Genomic DNA, 16,087 nt, shown 5'->3' with positions numbered 1-16,087 from the left:
CCAGGATTGGGGAAACCCCTCGGTATGCCCCTGCCGGCCGCGAGAATGTCGCCGTGGACGCAGAGGGGTACGACGCGGACGCGATGCTGCTGGGGAGGGAGGCCGAGGTCCGGGCCGCCGTCAGCGGCCTCGCCGCGCCCGGTGGGGTCGTGGTGCTGGCGGGCTCCGCCGGCATCGGCAAGAGCGCCCTGTGGCGTGAGGTGCTGCGTGATCCCGCGGCCCCGGACCGGGTGTTGCGCGCGGGTGCCTTCGAGGGCGACGCCGAGCTCGGGTACGCCGCCCTGGCCGACCTGCTGCGTGGACTCGAACGTGACATCGACCGCCTGCCGGCGGCGGCCCGCGATGCCCTGCGCGACGGCGTCGTGCACCCGGTGGCCGACGGTCCGGACGACCGTGCCGTCGCCGCGGGCCTGCTCGCGCTGCTGCGCTCCCTGGTCGGTCCGACGCTGATCGCCGTCGACGATGTCCAGTGGCTCGACCAGCCGTCGGCGACGGCGCTCGGCTTCGCCGTACGACGCCTGGCGGACACCCCGGTGCGCGTCCTGCTGACCCGCCGGGGCGAGGAGCCCGCGGCCGTCGAGTCGGGCCTGCGCGACCGGATGACCCTGCTGACGCTGGGACCGCTGGCCGACGAGCTCACCGCCCGGCTGGTCGAGGACCGGGTCGCGGGCCTTCCGCCGGCCGACCTCGCCGCCGCGGTGGCCGGGGCCGCCGGCAATCCGCTCTACGCCATCGAGCTCGGCCGCCACCTCGCCCGCGACGGCGACCCGGGCGCGTTGCCGCCGGGCATCGGCGCGCTGCTGGGCGCCCGTCTCGCCGCGGCGCCACCGGCCGCCGTCCACGCCCTGGCGGCGGTCGCGATCGGGCCGGGCATCCACGAGGCCGAGCTGCTGACGGCCGTCGGCGCCAGCGCCGTCGACGAGGCGGTCCGGGCGGACCTGCTGCGCACGGGCGACGGACCGCCCCGCGCCACCCATCCGCTGCTGGTGCCCGCGGCGCTCGCCCACGTCGGACCGGTCGAGGCCCGCCGCATGCATGCCGAACTGGGCCGCGTCGTCACCGAGCCGCTGCGCGGCGCCCGGCACCGGGCGCTCGCGGCGGAGCAGCCCGACGACGAGCTGGCCACGGACGTCGCCGCGGCGGCGGACCTGGCCGCGCACCGGCACGACCGCAGGATGGCCTGTGAGCTCGGGGAGCACGCCCTCCGGCTCACCCCTCCTGCCTCGGCGGCCCGGCACGAGCGCCGGGTGACGCTCGCGGAGTACCACGCGGCGGCCGGCAACGCGGAGCGCTGCACCCGCCTGCTCGCCGTACCGGAGGAGCTGCCGGCCGGACGACTGCGGGCCCTGGCCTACCTGGTCCGCACCGACGTCGAGCTGGTGCCGCTCGGGGTGCTGGAGCGCTACCTCGACCTCGCGCTCGAGAACGCCGACGACGCGGTCACCCGGGCCCGGGTGCTGGTGCAGCGCACGGCCTTCGAGGTCCGGGGCATGCTCAGCCGCACCGAGGAGGCCGCCGCCTGGGCGCAGGAGGCCCTCGAGCTGGCCGCCGGCGACCCGATGGTGCAGCGGCTGGCCCTCTACGAGCTCGCCTGGACCCGCATCGAGCGCAACCTGCCCGTCGACGACCTCCTCGCCATCGAGACGGACCTGCCGGGGAACTCGCCGTCCTTCGCCTTCGCCGTCGATCGTGCCGCCGCGATCCGCGAGATGTGGCGCGGCGAGCTCGCCGAGGCCCGACGCAGGTACGACGCCATGGCGACCCTGTGCGAGGCCCGCGGTGAGGAGGAGGCCACCCAGGTGCTGCTCACCCAACGGTGCGAGCTGGAGCTGCGGGCCGGCCGCTGGGACGAGGTCGAGCGCCTCTTGACCGCGATGGGCGGCGTCACCCAGTACCAGGCCGGTGCGCTCTCCGATCCGCGCTTCGGTGCGGCGGTCGCGGCGGGCCGGGGCGACGGTGCCCGGACCCGAGCCTGTGCCGACGAGGCCGACGCCTGCGGCGGCGACCCCGACGTGCTGCGCTGGCCACGCTTCGAGATCGCCCGGGTCCGGGGTCTGGTCGCGTTGCTCGAGGGCGACTCGGCGGCGGCGGTCGCGCTCCTCGAGCCCGTGTGGGACCACCTGCGCCGGGCCGGCTTCACGGACCCCGGGGCGTTCCCGCTGGCGCCCGACCTGGCGGAGGCGCTCGTGGCGACCGGGCGGCGCGACACGGCGGCCGAGGTGGCCGCGGCGCTCGAGGCGGTGGACGACCACCCGTGGGCGCTGGCCGCGTCGCTGCGTGCTCGCGGACACCTGGCCGACCCCGGGGACGCGGTCGCCCTCTTCGACGAGGCCGCCGAGAGGTACGGCGCTCTGGGCTGGGCCTTCGACCGCGCGCGCTGCCTGACGTACGCCGGCGCCGCGCGCCGCGCCCTGCGGCGGGTCCGGGAGGCCCGCGAGCACCTCGAGGAGGCGGTCGCCGCGTTCGACGCGCTCGGCAGCCCCGGCTGGTCACGCTGGGCGGGTGCCGAGCTCGGCCGGCTCGGTGGGCGGCGGGCGGCGGGCTCCCGGCTCACCGACGCCGAGGACCAGGTCGCCCGTCTCGTCGCCGCGGGTCGTCGCAACAGGGAGGTCGCGGCCGAGCTCTTCATCAGCATCTCGACGGTCGAGGCCACCCTCACCCGGGTCTACGCGAAGCTGGGCGTCCGCTCCCGGGCCGAGCTCGCCGGCCGGCTCGCTGCGGAGACCTGATTCCGGGGGATTCCCCCAATCCTCCGGAGCCGCCGGGACGCTTCGATCGACCCCATGATCGGTCCCCGCTCCGCCGTGCTCACCCAGGTCGTCGCCGTCCTCCTCGTGGCGCTCGGGGTCGCCTGGTTCACCCTGGGCACCCGCTCCGTGCTCGACGTCGGCGGCGCGTGCGCCACCGGCGGCCCCTATGTGAGCCGTGTCGAGTGCCCGGACGGCACCGGGCTGGTGTTCGCCGGCTTCCCGGTCGCGATGGTGACGGCGATGGTCGGCGGCATCGTCGTCAAGGGCAGCGGCGCGCCGAGCCCGCTGCTCCTGGCGTGGGTGGCCCTGTTCGGCGCGGGCGGCTGGAACTTCCTCGACTCCGGGCAGGTCTTCACCGGTGTGCTGTTCTGGGTGATGGCGCTGCCGGTCGCGGCGTACCTCGTAGCGCCGCGCCGCGTGAAGAAGTACGTCGTCGCGCTGCCCGACCCCGAGCCCGGCACCGGCCTGCCGGCGTGGTGGGCGCTGACCCTGGTCAGCGGTGCCGCGGGTGCGGCGCTCGGGGCGCTCTCCTTCGCGGCCCTCACGTGAGCCGTCGGGGCCGGGCCGCGTTCGCCGCGGAGGACGTCGCCGACGCGCGCGCCGGCCGGCCCTCGGTGGACCTCGCCCCGTGGGCGGCCGGTCGCGGGTGGGAGCACCTCGGCCAGCGGGTGCCGTCGGGCTTCGTGTCCGTCGTGCCCCGCTGGCCCGAGCATGTCTTCAACTGCTCCCGCGGCGAGCTGCCCGGCGCCGGCTTCGCCACGGCGCTGCACGAGCTCCACGAGCTCGACGTGACGCCCAGCGGTCTGGCCATGCCCGGCACCTTCCACGACGTCCGGTCGAGCGGGCGCTGGTCGTGGCTCGGCTGGTGGGCGAGCGAGGTACGCGACCAGCCCTTCCCGCGCACGGCCGTGTGGGCGCCCGCCACCCAGGTCGCGGTGCGGGTGCCACCGGCCGCGTTGCTGCCGCCCTTCACCGTTCGCCGCGCGGAGTACCTCCCACGAACGGGCACCAGTCCGCTGGGCGGCCACGGGCTCGACGGGTTCCGGCTCGCGGGCGAGGTCGCCCCCGAGCTCGTGGCGACCTTCCTCGACCCCGGCGCGACGGCAGCGCTCCACCGGCTCCCGCACGCCTTCGTGCAGGTCGAGGTGGCTGCCGGTCATCTCGCGGTGGTCCGCAACGGCTACGCCCGCCCGGCGGAGCTGGACGCCCTCGTCGACACGGCCGGCGTGCTGGGCCGTGCCCTCCGCAGCGCCGTCGCCGCCCCCGGGGACCGCGACCCGGCCACGGCCCTGCCACCTCCCCGGTGGGCCGACCCCGAGGCGCCGGGGGAGCGGTCGGACGCCTGGTCGGAGGGCTGGTGGGACGCCTACCGCACCGTGGCCCGCCAGCGGGGTCTGCGCCTGGAGGACCCGGCCGCCTTCCACCGTGCCTTCCCCGACCAGCCCGTGCCCGGCCGTGCGCAGGGCGTGCTCCGCGGACCGTTGGCCGAGCTCGGGCGCGACGCCCGCCTGGTCTGGTACGCCGACGGCGTGGTGCCCGTCGACGGCTGGGTCCGCGGGGCGGTGGTGCTCCCCGCCCGCCCGGGCTGGCGCAGCCGGACCGGCGGCCTGCTCGTCCCGGAGACCGGCATGTGGGCGGAGGTGGTGGGCGGGCTCGCCGCCTGCTGGACCGTCCGCCGCAGCCGGGGGTCCCTGGCCGCCGACGCGCTCGCGGGCGCCGCCGCGGCGACGATGGCCCGACTGGGGTGGACGTGAATTTGGCGGCGCCCGCGCGGGCGCCGTACCGTTGCTCCTCGAAACCTTAAGACCGCCGGTTGTCCGGACTACCAGTCCGGACCGAAGGCTCCGCGAGAGTGGACGGCCTGCGCAGGGGATTCAGAGCACCAACGACGCGGGTCCGCCCGCGGAGTCCACGCCCTGAGCGCCTGCGCTCGGGGCGTTCGTCTTTCCCGGACGAGTGCGGCGGTCCCCATCCGGAAGGAGACCCATGGCGCGGGCAGACAAGCAGGCCGCCGTCGCGGAGATCGCTGAGTCCTTCAGCGAGTCCGCTGGCGCTGTGCTGACCGAGTACCGCGGTCTCACCGTCAAGGAGCTGCAGGACCTTCGCCGCTCCCTCGGTGCGAACGCCAACTACGCCGTGGTCAAGAACACGCTGGCCAAGCTCGCCGCCAAGGAGGCGGGCATCGAGGGCTTCGACGAGCTCCTCACCGGCCCCACCGCCATCGCCTTCATCAAGGGCGATGTCGTCGAGGCCGCCAAGGGCCTGCGTGACTTTGCCAAGGCGAACCCCACCCTGGTCATCAAGGGTGGCGTTCTCGACGGCGCGCTCCTCGACGCGAAGGAGATCGCCAAGCTGGCCGATCTCGAGTCGCGCGAGGTGCTCCTGGGCAAGCTCGCGGGCGCCATGCTCGCCTCGCTCAGCCAGGCCGTCTACCTCCTCAACGCCCCGCTCGCCCAGGCTGCCCGGCTCGCCGGCGCCCTGGAGGCGAAGGCCCAGGAGGACCCCTCGATCCTCGCAGGTGGTGCTGGTACGCCGGCCGCCGCCGAGGAGGCTCCGGCCGCCGAGGAGGCAGCTGCCGACGAGACCACCGAGGCTCCGGCCGAGGAGTCGACCGAGGCCGCCGCCGACGAGGCCGCCGAGCCGACCGACGCCTGATTCCAGGCTGACGTACCCCACCACCTGAAACCCGGGCCGCGGCGACAGTCGCCGCGGGCCACAAGCACCAAGAAGGAGACGCCACCATGGCGAAGCTCACCACCGACGAGCTCCTCGACGCGTTCAAGGAGATGACCCTCATCGAGCTCTCCGAGTTCGTGAAGCAGTTCGAGGAGACCTTCGGCGTCACCGCCGCCGCCCCGGTCGCCGTTGCCGCTGCCCCCGCCGCCGGCGGTGGCGCTGCCGACGCCGGCGACGCCGGTGCCGGCCAGGACGAGTTCGACGTCATCCTCGAGGCCGCCGGCGACAAGAAGATCAACGTCATCAAGGAGGTCCGCGCGCTGACCTCCCTCGGCCTCAAGGAGGCGAAGGACCTCGTCGAGGGCGCCCCGAAGCCGATCCTCGAGAAGGTCAACAAGGAGACGGCTGACAAGGCCAAGGAGTCCCTCGAGGGCGCCGGCGCCACCGTCACCCTGAAGTGACCTCTTCCGGCCGCGCTGCCCTCGGGTAGCCGCGTCCGGACGGCTCACGGCACGAGGCGGGTCCCTGCGGGGATCCGCCTCGTGCTGTTTTTCGGGCGGTCCCGCGCCCCGGCGCTGGCTACTCGCGAGTTGGACGCCAGGCCTACTCGCCAGTACCTTGCGGGTCTTGATGGGCGGTGACGCGTGACGCATGCCACGGAGGCCGCGTAACGTGCGCCACGCGGCAGCGTTGTTCCTTCGCAGCCGTGCAGGCGAGCGCATGAGGGAGAGGTCAGCAATGGGCGTCGACGTACAGGTCACGAACCTGACGAAGCAGTTCGGGAAGCAGCTCATCTGGAAGGGTGTGACGCTCACCCTGCCGGCGGGCGAGATCTCGGTGATGCTCGGCCCGTCCGGCACCGGCAAGTCCGTCTTCCTCAAGGCCCTCATCGGCCTGATCAAGCCCGACGAGGGCTCCATCGTGATCGAGGGCACCGACATCGCGAGCTGCTCCGAGAAGGAGCTCTACGAGATCCGCAAGCTGTTCGGCGTGCTGTTCCAGGACGGCGCCATGTTCGGCTCGATGAACCTCTACGACAACGTCGCCTTCCCCCTGCGCGAGCACACCAAGAAGAGCGAGTCCGAGATCCGTGACATCGTCATGGAGAAGATGGACATGGTCGGTCTGCTCGGCGCGGAGATGAAGCTCCCCGGCGAGATCTCCGGCGGCATGCGCAAGCGCGCCGGCCTGGCCCGTGCGCTGGTGCTCGACCCCGAGATCCTGCTGATCGACGAGCCCGACTCCGGCCTCGACCCGGTCCGCACCTCGTTCATCAACCAGCTGTTCGTCGACCTGAACGCCCAGATCGACGCGACCTTCCTCATCGTCACCCACGACATCCACAGCGTCCGCGTGGTGCCCGACCAGATCGGTCTGCTCTACCACAAGCACCTCGCCATGTACGGGCCCCGCGAGATGCTGCTGTCGTCCGACGAGCCGGTGGTGCGCCAGTTCCTCAACGCGCAGACGATCGGCCCGATCGGCATGTCGGAGGAGAAGGACGCCGACCAGCTCGCGGCCGAGAAGGACATGGACCTCCCGCCGCTGCCGCCCATCCCGCTGCAGATGGAGCCCTCCAACGGCATCCCGCGCCGCGCCCAGGCCGCGCCCGGCGCCTGGTGCCGCGCCAACGGCGTGACGCCGCCGCCGGGATCGTTCACGCGCGAGGCCGAGCACGCGTCCGGGAGCAGCGCCAGCTGAGCGAGCGGGACATCAGGGGGACGACGACGCAGGATCAGGACGAAAGGGGCGCCAGGTGTCGCTCACCGCTGCACGCGTGATCGCGCCACTCGGCACCGCGGGCAAGCTGTTCGCCTTCGCGCTGGATGTGGGACGGGGGCTGTTCCGCCGGCCGTTCCAGGGACGCGAGTTCATCCAGCAGGCCTGGTTCATCGCCTCGGTGACGATCATCCCGACGGCCCTCGTCGCGATCCCGTTCGGCGCGGTCATCGCGCTCCAGGTCGGTGGCCTGATCAAGCAGTTCGGCGCGCAGTCCTTCACCGGATCCGCGTCGGTGCTGGCGGTGATCCAGCAGGCCGGACCGATCGCGACGGCGCTGCTGATCGCCGGTGCCGGCGGCTCGGCCATCGCCGCCGACCTCGGTGCGCGCAAGATCCGGGAGGAGCTCGACGCCATGATGGTGCTGGGCATCGACCCGATCCAGCGCCTCGTCGTCCCGCGCGTCCTCGCCTGCATGCTGGTGGCGGTCTTCCTCAACGGCATGGTCAGCGTCGTCGGGGTCGGCGGCGGCTACGTCTTCAACGTCATCCTGCAAGACGGCACCCCGGGCGCCTATCTCGCCAGCTTCACCGCGCTCGCGCAGCTGCCCGACGTGTGGATCGGCATGATCAAGGCCCTGGTCTTCGGGCTCATCGCCGCGATCGTCGCCTCCTACAAGGGCATGAACGCCGGCGGCGGCCCGAAGGGCGTCGGTGACGCCGTCAACGAGTCCGTCGTCATCACCTTCCTGCTCCTGTTCGTCGTCAACTTCACCCTGAGCACGATCTACCTGCAGGTCGTGCCCCCGAAGACGGGCTAGGGGAGCGACGACATGGCGAACATCAAGGCGATCTACGACCGGCCGCTGAAGGGTCTCGACAACCTCGGGCACGAGCTGTCCTTCTACCTCAAGGTGCTGCTCGCGCTGCCGCGCTCGATCAAGCGCTACCCGCGCGAGATCCTGCGGATCCTGGCCGAGGTCACCCTCGGCTCCGGTGCGCTGGCCGTCATCGGCGGCACCGTCGGCGTGATCATCGGCATGACCTTCTTCACCGGCGCCCAGGTCGGCCTGTCGGGCTACGCCGCGCTCAACCAGCTGGGCACGGCCGCCTTCGCCGGCTTCGTCTCCGCCTACTTCAACACCCGGGAGATCGCCCCACTGGTCGCCGGCATCGCGCTCGCCGCGACCGTCGGCTGCGGCTTCACCGCCCAGCTCGGCGCGATGCGGATCTCCGAGGAGATCGACGCCGTCGAGGTGATGGCGATCCCGTCGATGCAGTTCCTCGTCACCACCCGGGTGATCGGTGGACTCATCGCGATCGTCCCGCTCTACGTCGTGGGCCTGCTGTCGTCGTACGTCGCCAGCCGGCTGGTCGTGACCCAGTTCTACGGACAGTCCTCGGGCACCTACGACCACTACTTCAACCAGTTCCTGCCACCCGGCGACGTGCTGTGGTCGTTCGGCAAGGTGCTGGTGTTCGCGGTGGTCGTGATCCTCATCCACTGCTACCACGGCTACACGGCCTCGGGCGGGCCCGCCGGCGTGGGCGTGGCCGTGGGCCGTGCGGTCCGGACCAGCATCGTGGCGATCAACGTGATCGACCTGTTCCTGTCGATGGCCATCTGGGGAGCCTCGACGACCGTCAGGCTGGCGGGGTGATCTGCTGATGGACCGGATCCTCTCGGCGCACAAGGCGCTCGGCGTCATCTTCGTCGCCCTGCTGCTGCTCGGCGTGTGGCTGACCTACGCCACGTTCACGAAGAAGTTCACCGACTACGACCGGGTCACCCTCAAGACCTCCTCGATCGGCCTCCAGCTGCCCAACCGCGCCGACGTCAAGGTGCGGGGCGTGATCGTCGGCGAGGTGCTGGACGCCCGCTCCGGTGCCGGCGGCGCCGAGCTGACCCTCGGCATCTACCCCGACAAGATCGGCGTGGTGCCGGCCAATGTCACCGGATCGATCGTGCCGAAGACGCTGTTCGGCGAGAAGTACGTGTCGCTGGTCGTGCCCGAGACGGGGCCGTCGGGCACGATGCGTGCCGGCGGCACCATCGAGCGGACCGTGGTCTCGACCGAGCTCGAGGAGGTCCTCTCCGACCTCTACCCGCTGCTGCGCACCGTGCAGCCGGCCGAGCTCAACGCGACGCTGACCGCGCTCGCGACCGCGCTCCAGGGCCGCGGCGAGCTGCTCGGCAAGAACCTCGAGACCCTCGACGGCTACCTCAAGCGGATCAACCCGCAGATCCCCGCCCTGCTCGAGGACCTCAAGCTGACCGCCCAGGTCTCCGACACCTACGCCGACATCCTCCCCCAGGTGGCCCAGATCCTCGACGACACCGTGAAGACGACCGGGACCATCGAGGAGCGGGAGGCGGCGCTCACCGCGACCCTGACCGACATCCGCAGCTTCTCCGACACGGCGCGGTCGTTCCTCGACGCGAACGCCGAGCGGCTCAAGCGGGCCGGCGAGCTGAGCACCGAGACGCTGCGGGCCGTGGCCCGCTACGCGCCGACGATCCCGTGCATGGCCGCCGGCATCGTCAAGGCCCAGGGGCGTCTGGCCGAGGCCTTCCGCGGATTCGAGCTGCACATCGTCTTGGAGACGCTGCAGGACCAGCCGCGCAAGTACACCCCCGCCGACGCCCCGATCTTCGGCGACGACCGCGGCCCCGACTGCCTGGGCCTGCCGGACATCCCGTGGAGCCAGCAGAACCCGTTCCCGCCCCTGCCGCACCTCAACGACGGCATGAACGGCGACACCGGCAAGGGCAACCTGCGCCCCGTGCCGGGGGCCTCCGGCTACACGGGCAGCCCCGACGACGTCACCGCGCTGCGCGGTGCGCTCGACCAGGAGTACGACGGCGCCGGCTCGGACCTCAACGTCCTGCTCGCGGGGCCGCTGCTCACCGGGGGTGAGGCGTCGTGATGCTGCGCGGCCTCGACAAGAAGACCAGCGGCGACCTGGTCCGGCTCGTCGTCTTCATGGTCACGACGGCGCTCGCGACGAGCGTCCTGATCATCACCATCGGCAACCTCTCGTTCGGCGCCACCAAGGACTATGCCGCCGACTTCGTCGACGCCACCGGCGTCAACAAGGGCGACGACATCCGGATCGCGGGCGTCAAGGTCGGGACGGTGCAGGAGATCCGGATCATCAGCGCCGACCGGGCCCGGGTGACCTTCTCGGTCGACGCCGACACCCGGATCGACGAGGCGACCCACGCGACGGTGAAGTACCGCAACCTGATCGGTCAGCGCTACATCTCCCTGACCCAGGAGGGCGCGGGCGGCGAGCGGCTGGGCGAGGACGACGCCATCCCGGTCGACCGCACCAAGCCCGCCCTCGACCTGACCGTGCTCTTCAACGGCTTCAAGCCGCTCTTCCAGGCGCTCTCTCCCGACGACATCAACAAGCTCTCCTACGAGATCGTCCAGGTCTTCCAGGGCGAGGGCGGCACCGTCGAGGGCCTGCTGTCGAGCACCGCGTCGGTGACCCAGACCCTCGCCGACCGCGACCAGGTCATCGGGGACCTGCTGGAGAACCTCGACTACGTCCTCGACCACGTCGCCGACCGCGACCAGCAGCTGACCGACCTGATCGACAGCTTCCGCTCGCTGATCGGCGGGCTCAACGAGGACCGCGAGGCGATCTTGTCCTCGCTCGACTCGATCTCGGAGCTCTCGGTGCAGACGGCCGCGCTCGTCACCGACATCAAGGACCCGTTCATCAAGGACATCAAGGAGCTGCGCAAGGTCGCCGGCACCCTGGACAAGAACCGCGCGGAGGTCGACCGCGCCCTGCAGGTGCTGCCCATCAAGCTGACGAAGATCGGCCGCACGGCGACCTACGGCTCCTGGTTCAACTTCTACCTGTGCCACTTCAAGGCCACGATCAAGGTCCCGATCCTCCCCAACCCGGTCAGCGCGACGTACGGCGCGACCGCCGACCGCTGCACGCTCGGATGAGGGGAGGCGACCACTGACATGAAGCCCTTCCGCGAACGCAACCCCGTGGTGATCGGTGCCGTGAGCATCGCCGTCCTGCTCCTCGGACTCGTCGCCGCGCTGCGCGCCAACGACCTGCCGCTGATCGGTGGCGGCGACACCTACTACGCCTCGTTCGCCGAGGCGGGCGGCCTCAAGACCAAGGACGAGGTCCGCATCGCCGGCGTCCGGGTCGGCCAGGTCACCTCGATGGAGCTCGACGGCAACTCGGTCAAGGTCGCGTTCAAGATCAAGACCGACACCCCGTTCGGCGTCGACACCCGCGCCGACATCAAGGTGAAGACCATCCTCGGCTCGATGTACCTCGCCCTCGACCCCGCCGGCGAGGGCCAGCTCGCGGAGGGCGCCGTCATCCCGGTCGAGCGCACCAGCTCGCCGTACGACGTGGTCGAGGCCTTCACCGGCCTGGCCGAGACCTCGGCGGACATCGACACCGACCAGCTCGCCAGCGCGCTCACGACGCTGGCCGACCTGACGCGCAACACCCCCGAGGAGTTCCGCTCGGCGCTCGACGGCCTGTCCTCGCTCGCGGAGACCGTGGCCTCACGCGACGAGGAGATCAACTCGCTGCTCAAGAACCTCAACCGCGTCTCCACGGTGCTCGACTCGCGCGACGAGGACATCGTGGCGCTGATGAAGGACGCCGACACGCTCTTCACCGCGTTGCTGCAGCGCAAGGCGCAGATCCACCGGCTGCTGGAGTCGACCTCGACGCTGAGCACGAAGCTCACCGGCCTGATCAAGGACAGCCGCGCCGACCTCAAGCCCGCACTCGACAGCCTCGACTCGGTACTGCAGGTCGTGAAGAAGAACGAGGACAACCTCGAGGAGTCGATCCGCCTGATGGCGCCGTTCTACCGCGTCTTCGCCAGCACGCTCGGCAACGGGCCCTGGTTCGACACCTACATCTTCAACCTGCCGCCGGTGCCCGGGACGGTGAAGCCGTGAACGACTCGGTGAGCAGGATGCGCCGCTGGCTCCCGCTGGCCGTCATCGGGATCCTCCTCGTGACGGGCGTCGTGTGGATGTTCAGCAGCTCGGGCAGCGACAAGACGGTGACCGCCTACTTCCCGCGGGCGGTGTCGGTCTACGAGGGCAGCGAGGTCCGGGTCCTCGGCATCCCCGTCGGCCGGGTGCGCGAGGTCGTGCCCGAGGGCACCAAGGTCAAGGTCGTGATGGGCTACGACTCCGACCTCAAGGTGCCGGCCGACGCCGACGCGGTCATCGTCTCGCCCTCCGTCGTCGGCGACCGCTACATCCAGCTCTCGCCCGCCTACGAGGACGGCGACCCGGTGATGGCCGACAACACCGTCATCGACGCCACCAAGACCGCGATCCCGCTCGAGCTCGACGAGATCTACGGCAGCATCGACAAGCTGACGGTCGCGCTCGGCCCCGAGGGCGCCAACAAGGAGGGCGCCCTGAGCGACCTCCTCGAGCAGACGGCGCGGAACTTCGGCGGCCAGGGAGCCCAGTTCCACCAGACCATCGAGGACTTCGGCCGACTGAGCGAGACCCTCGACAACAACAAGGACGACCTCTTCGACTCCGCGGCGCAGCTCGAGTCCTTCCTCAAGACGCTGGCCGACAACGACACCACGGTGCGCGACTTCAACAGGTCCCTCGGCGACGTGTCGAGCCTCCTCGCCGACGAGCGGCAGGAGCTCACGACCGCGCTGTCGAACCTCGGTACGGCGCTCGACCACGTCGCCCGGTTCGTGAAGCGCAACCGCGAGGTGCTGGGCCGCAACATCCGCGACATCAACCGCGTCGCGAAGGTGCTCGTCCGCCAGCGCGGCGCCCTCGACGAGCTGCTGCAGGCCGGCCCGCTCGCGCTGACGAACCTCTACCACACCTACAACCCGAAGGACGGCACGCTCGACACCAACGCCAACCTCGGCAACATCCTGCACGAGCTGACGTCCAACCCGAGCGCGGTGCTCTGCGCGCTGGTGTCGGGCGCCGACGCCAAGGGCGACATCTGCGGGCTGATCGAGACCCTGCTCCCGCGCGGGGCGCCCTTCGGCACCGGCTCCTGGTACGGCCAGGCCTACGACCCGACCCTCAACGGACTGGTGGAGGTGGACCGATGAGCCGTCGCTCCGACCGCCGTTCCGTCCGCCCGGGCCTGCGCTCGGGCCTGCGGCGCCGGCTGCGCGCCGTCGCCGCCCTCCTCGCCGGGGCCGTGCTGCTGACCGGCTGCGACTTCGACGTCTACGAGCTGCCCCTACCCGGCGGCGCCGACACCGGCAAGGACCCGATCCAGGTCAGCGTCCGCTTCGACGACGTCCTCGACCTCGTGCCCAAGTCGTCGGTCAAGGTCAACGACGTCGCCGTCGGACAGGTCACCGAGGTGCGCCTCGACGGCTACCGCGCCGTGGTGACGCTCGAGCTGCGCAAGGACGTCGACCTGCCCGACAACCCGGTCGCCTCGATCCGCCAGACCAGCCTGCTGGGGGAGAAGTTCGTGTCGCTCGCGGCTCCGCCGACCGGCGCCCAGGGCCGGCTCTCCGACGGCGACGTCATCGAGGACGGCGGCCGCAACCCGGAGGTCGAGGAGGTGCTGGGCGCGCTCAGCCTGGTGCTCAACGGCGGCGGCATCGCCCAGCTGAAGACGATCTCGACCGAGCTCAACCTCGCGCTCGAGGGCCGGGAGGACTCCGCCAAGTCGGTGCTCACCCAGGTCTCGTCGCTGATGGGCCAGCTCGACCAGCGCAAGCAGGACATCGTCGACGCGATCGAGTCGGTCAACCGGCTCGCCGTCACCGCCAAGGAGCACCAGGACAGCATCGACCTCGCGCTCGAGGAGCTGCCCAGCGCGCTCGACTCCCTCGACCGTCAGCGTGAGCTCCTGGTGGCGATGCTCGACGGGCTCACCCAGCTCAGCGACGTCGGCGTGCGCGTCATCAACACCACGAAGGCCGCGACGATCGACACCCTCAAGATGCTCGATCCCGTGCTCTTCCAGATCGCGCAGGCCGGCGACGACTTCGCCCAGGGGTTCAGCACGTTCTTGACCTACCCGTTCATCGACGAGTCCGTCGGCCGCGACCCGCAGGTCGCCCGCAACCTGCACATGGGCGACTACGTCAACCTGTCGATCGACCTGCAGCTCGACGTGGGCAACCTGAACCTGCCCGACGTGCCCTGCATCCTGGTCAACGAGCTGCCGGACTCGCCGCTGGACCAGCTGATCAACCTGAAGAACCTCTGCGACAGCGCGTGGAAGACGCTCCAGGGCTGCTTGAAGACGCCGCCCGACCCGCAGAAGTGCCTGCTGCTGCCGCAGTACCTCCTCGACGACGTCTGCGCCGCCGTGAAGCTGCTCTGCAACCTGCTCGGCGGCAACAAGGGCACGCCGGCGGGTGGCAGCGCGTCCACCAGCAGCAACCCGATCCAGAACCTGCTCTCCAGCGTCCTGAAGGGCGGCGGCCTCGGGCGTCCCGCGCCGGGCGGTCACAGTGACGTCGACACCATGTGGTCGGAGTTCGACGACACCTACGACACCGACCTGGTCAGCCTGTACTCCGCTCCGCTGACCCAGTCGGGGGAGTCGGGGTCGGGGAAGTCGGGGCGGCCGGGTCAGCAGCGGCAGAAGGCGAGGTCGGCGCAGTGATCACCCGTCGCACCCGGATCCAGCTGATGGTGTTCGCGCTCATCACGCTGCTCGGCGTGTCCTTCGTGGGCGCCCGCTACGCCAAGCTCGACCGTCTCGTCGTCGACCGCAGCTACACGGTGACCGCGCACTACCCGGAGTCCGGCGGCATCTTCACCGGCGCCGAGGTGACCTACCGCGGCGTCGGCGTCGGCACGGTCGGCGAGCTGGAGCTCACCGACGAGGGTGTCGACGTGCACCTCGACATCGACAAGAAGTGGGACGAGATCCCCAGCGACACCCTCGCTCTCGTCGGCAACCGCTCGGCCGTCGGCGAGCAGTACGTCGAGCTGCAGCCCCAGACCGACGGTGGTCCCTACCTCCGCGAGGGCTCGGAGATCACCGACGTCGCGACGCCGATCGCCACCGAGAAGCTCCTCGGCGACCTGTCCGCGACGGTCGCGAGTGTGGATCGTGAGGCCCTGCGGACGACGGTCAGCGAGCTGGGGCAGGCGTTCGCCGGCACCGGCCCGGACCTGCAGCGGATCATCGACACCGGCAACTCCTTCATCGAGACCGCCGACGAGAACTTCGATCTCACCACCGCCCTGATCAGGGACAGCAACACCGTCCTGCGGGGCCAGGTGGACTCGCAGACCTCGCTGCGAACCTTCGCCGAGCAGCTGTCGCTGTTCAGCTCCGCCCTCGCCGGCGCCGACCCGGCGCTGCGCAAGGTCATCGACGCGGGCTCGGTCGCCGCCACCCAGCTGCGGACCTTCCTGGAGCAGAACGGCGTCGAGATCAGCGAGCTCCTCGCCAACCTGGTCGCGACCGGCGAGGTCGTCGTCCAGCACCTCGGCGCGCTCAAGCAGATGCTGGTCGTGTACCCGTACGCCGTCGGCGCGGGTCAGGTCGTGGTCGGCAGGCGCTCCAAGCAGGAGGGCGGCAGCGGGTTCTGGGACGCCCACTTCGGCCTGGTGCTCGCACCGACGAGCACGCCCTGCTACGCCGGCTACCTCAAGACCCGCCGCAACCCGGAGTCCGACCGCGGCAACGCCCCGATGCCCGAGAACGTCGGGTGCACCGAGCCGATCACCAAGAGCAACCCCCGCGGCACCCAGAACCTCCCGCGGGTCGCGCCCGGCGTGCAGGGCTACGACATCGGCGTCCGCGTCGACGACCAGACGGGCGAGCTGACCTGGGGCGTGACGGCCCGGGCGGAGGAGGCGACCCCGGTGCGGGGTAACGTGGCGCCTCCGTCGCTGGGAGAGGACTCGTGGAAGTGGCTCTACCTCCAACCGCTGCTCGACCCCACGCGGTGAGCCCGTCATCGAGGCCCGC

General features: G+C 71.4%; 14 protein-coding genes. All 14 read left to right on the top strand.

Annotation, left to right across the window (positions count from 1 at the left end):
- Positions 1 to 53 precede the first annotated feature (53 nt).
- The 14 genes from ACPZVR_RS07170 to ACPZVR_RS07105 all read left to right on the top strand — a co-directional run bounded on the left by ACPZVR_RS07170 (position 54) and on the right by ACPZVR_RS07105 (position 16,068).
- Positions 54 to 2,729 (top strand): helix-turn-helix transcriptional regulator, encoded by a 2,676-nt coding sequence (locus tag ACPZVR_RS07170; protein WP_436698893.1) that lies wholly within the window; start codon positions 54 to 56, stop codon positions 2,727 to 2,729.
- 54 nt (positions 2,730 to 2,783) lie between these two features.
- Positions 2,784 to 3,299, top strand: coding sequence for a hypothetical protein (locus ACPZVR_RS07165; RefSeq protein ID WP_436698892.1), 516 nt, complete (start codon positions 2,784 to 2,786; stop codon positions 3,297 to 3,299).
- Positions 3,296 to 4,504, top strand: a complete 1,209-nt coding sequence (locus ACPZVR_RS07160) for a hypothetical protein (protein WP_436698891.1) — start codon at positions 3,296 to 3,298, stop codon at positions 4,502 to 4,504. The genes ACPZVR_RS07165 and ACPZVR_RS07160 overlap by 4 nt, the downstream gene beginning before the upstream one ends.
- Before the next feature lie 232 nt (positions 4,505 to 4,736).
- Positions 4,737 to 5,405 carry a 50S ribosomal protein L10 gene (gene rplJ / locus ACPZVR_RS07155; protein WP_436698890.1) on the top strand — a complete coding sequence of 223 codons (669 nt, stop codon included), beginning with the start codon at positions 4,737 to 4,739 and terminating at the stop codon, positions 5,403 to 5,405.
- An 86-nt stretch (positions 5,406 to 5,491) separates the two neighbouring features.
- Complete coding sequence (gene rplL, locus ACPZVR_RS07150; protein WP_436698889.1) at positions 5,492 to 5,887, top strand: 50S ribosomal protein L7/L12; 396 nt, start codon at positions 5,492 to 5,494, stop codon at positions 5,885 to 5,887.
- Positions 5,888 to 6,164: 277 nt separating this feature from the next.
- Entirely contained in the window at positions 6,165 to 7,127 is a 963-nt protein-coding gene (locus ACPZVR_RS07145) for an ABC transporter ATP-binding protein (RefSeq protein WP_436698888.1), read from the top strand.
- 55 nt (positions 7,128 to 7,182) lie between these two features.
- Entirely contained in the window at positions 7,183 to 7,965 is a 783-nt protein-coding gene (locus tag ACPZVR_RS07140; protein ID WP_282401246.1) for an MlaE family ABC transporter permease, read from the top strand.
- A 12-nt stretch (positions 7,966 to 7,977) separates the two neighbouring features.
- Positions 7,978 to 8,805, top strand: coding sequence for an MlaE family ABC transporter permease (locus tag ACPZVR_RS07135; RefSeq protein ID WP_282401245.1), 828 nt, complete (start codon positions 7,978 to 7,980; stop codon positions 8,803 to 8,805).
- A gap of 7 nt (positions 8,806 to 8,812) precedes the next feature.
- Positions 8,813 to 10,072 (top strand): MCE family protein, encoded by a 1,260-nt coding sequence (locus ACPZVR_RS07130; RefSeq protein WP_436698887.1) that lies wholly within the window; start codon positions 8,813 to 8,815, stop codon positions 10,070 to 10,072.
- Positions 10,072 to 11,112 carry an MCE family protein gene (locus ACPZVR_RS07125; RefSeq protein ID WP_436698886.1) on the top strand — a complete coding sequence of 347 codons (1,041 nt, stop codon included), beginning with the start codon at positions 10,072 to 10,074 and terminating at the stop codon, positions 11,110 to 11,112. The genes ACPZVR_RS07130 and ACPZVR_RS07125 overlap by 1 nt, the downstream gene beginning before the upstream one ends.
- A gap of 18 nt (positions 11,113 to 11,130) precedes the next feature.
- On the top strand, positions 11,131 to 12,099 hold the full coding sequence (locus ACPZVR_RS07120; RefSeq protein WP_436698885.1) for an MCE family protein: 969 nt from the start codon (positions 11,131 to 11,133) through the stop codon (positions 12,097 to 12,099).
- Positions 12,096 to 13,244: an MCE family protein gene (locus ACPZVR_RS07115; RefSeq protein ID WP_436698884.1), complete on the top strand. Its 1,149-nt coding sequence runs from the start codon at positions 12,096 to 12,098 to the stop codon at positions 13,242 to 13,244. The genes ACPZVR_RS07120 and ACPZVR_RS07115 overlap by 4 nt, the downstream gene beginning before the upstream one ends.
- Positions 13,241 to 14,767, top strand: coding sequence for an MCE family protein (locus ACPZVR_RS07110; RefSeq protein WP_436698883.1), 1,527 nt, complete (start codon positions 13,241 to 13,243; stop codon positions 14,765 to 14,767). The genes ACPZVR_RS07115 and ACPZVR_RS07110 overlap by 4 nt, the downstream gene beginning before the upstream one ends.
- Positions 14,764 to 16,068 (top strand): MCE family protein, encoded by a 1,305-nt coding sequence (locus ACPZVR_RS07105; protein WP_436698882.1) that lies wholly within the window; start codon positions 14,764 to 14,766, stop codon positions 16,066 to 16,068. The genes ACPZVR_RS07110 and ACPZVR_RS07105 overlap by 4 nt, the downstream gene beginning before the upstream one ends.
- Positions 16,069 to 16,087: the final 19 nt, after the last annotated feature.

Origin of the sequence: Nocardioides segetis (genome assembly GCF_051390595.1) — a bacterium.
Taxonomy (GTDB): domain Bacteria; phylum Actinomycetota; class Actinomycetes; order Propionibacteriales; family Nocardioidaceae; genus Nocardioides.
This window is presented reverse-complemented; position numbering and strand designations above follow the sequence as displayed.

What these genes read in the sequence shown, in the direction of transcription:
- ACPZVR_RS07130 (WP_436698887.1), top strand. Translation starts at nt 8,813, where the DNA reads ATGGACCGGATCCTCTCGGCGCACAAGGCGCTCGGCGTCATCTTCGTC.
- ACPZVR_RS07145 (WP_436698888.1), top strand. Translation starts at nt 6,165, where the DNA reads ATGGGCGTCGACGTACAGGTCACGAACCTGACGAAGCAGTTCGGGAAG.
- rplJ (WP_436698890.1), top strand. Translation starts at nt 4,737, where the DNA reads ATGGCGCGGGCAGACAAGCAGGCCGCCGTCGCGGAGATCGCTGAGTCC.
- ACPZVR_RS07125 (WP_436698886.1), top strand. Translation starts at nt 10,072, where the DNA reads ATGCTGCGCGGCCTCGACAAGAAGACCAGCGGCGACCTGGTCCGGCTC.
- ACPZVR_RS07110 (WP_436698883.1), top strand. Translation starts at nt 13,241, where the DNA reads ATGAGCCGTCGCTCCGACCGCCGTTCCGTCCGCCCGGGCCTGCGCTCG.
- ACPZVR_RS07165 (WP_436698892.1), top strand. Translation starts at nt 2,784, where the DNA reads ATGATCGGTCCCCGCTCCGCCGTGCTCACCCAGGTCGTCGCCGTCCTC.
- rplL (WP_436698889.1), top strand. Translation starts at nt 5,492, where the DNA reads ATGGCGAAGCTCACCACCGACGAGCTCCTCGACGCGTTCAAGGAGATG.
- ACPZVR_RS07120 (WP_436698885.1), top strand. Translation starts at nt 11,131, where the DNA reads ATGAAGCCCTTCCGCGAACGCAACCCCGTGGTGATCGGTGCCGTGAGC.
- ACPZVR_RS07135 (WP_282401245.1), top strand. Translation starts at nt 7,978, where the DNA reads ATGGCGAACATCAAGGCGATCTACGACCGGCCGCTGAAGGGTCTCGAC.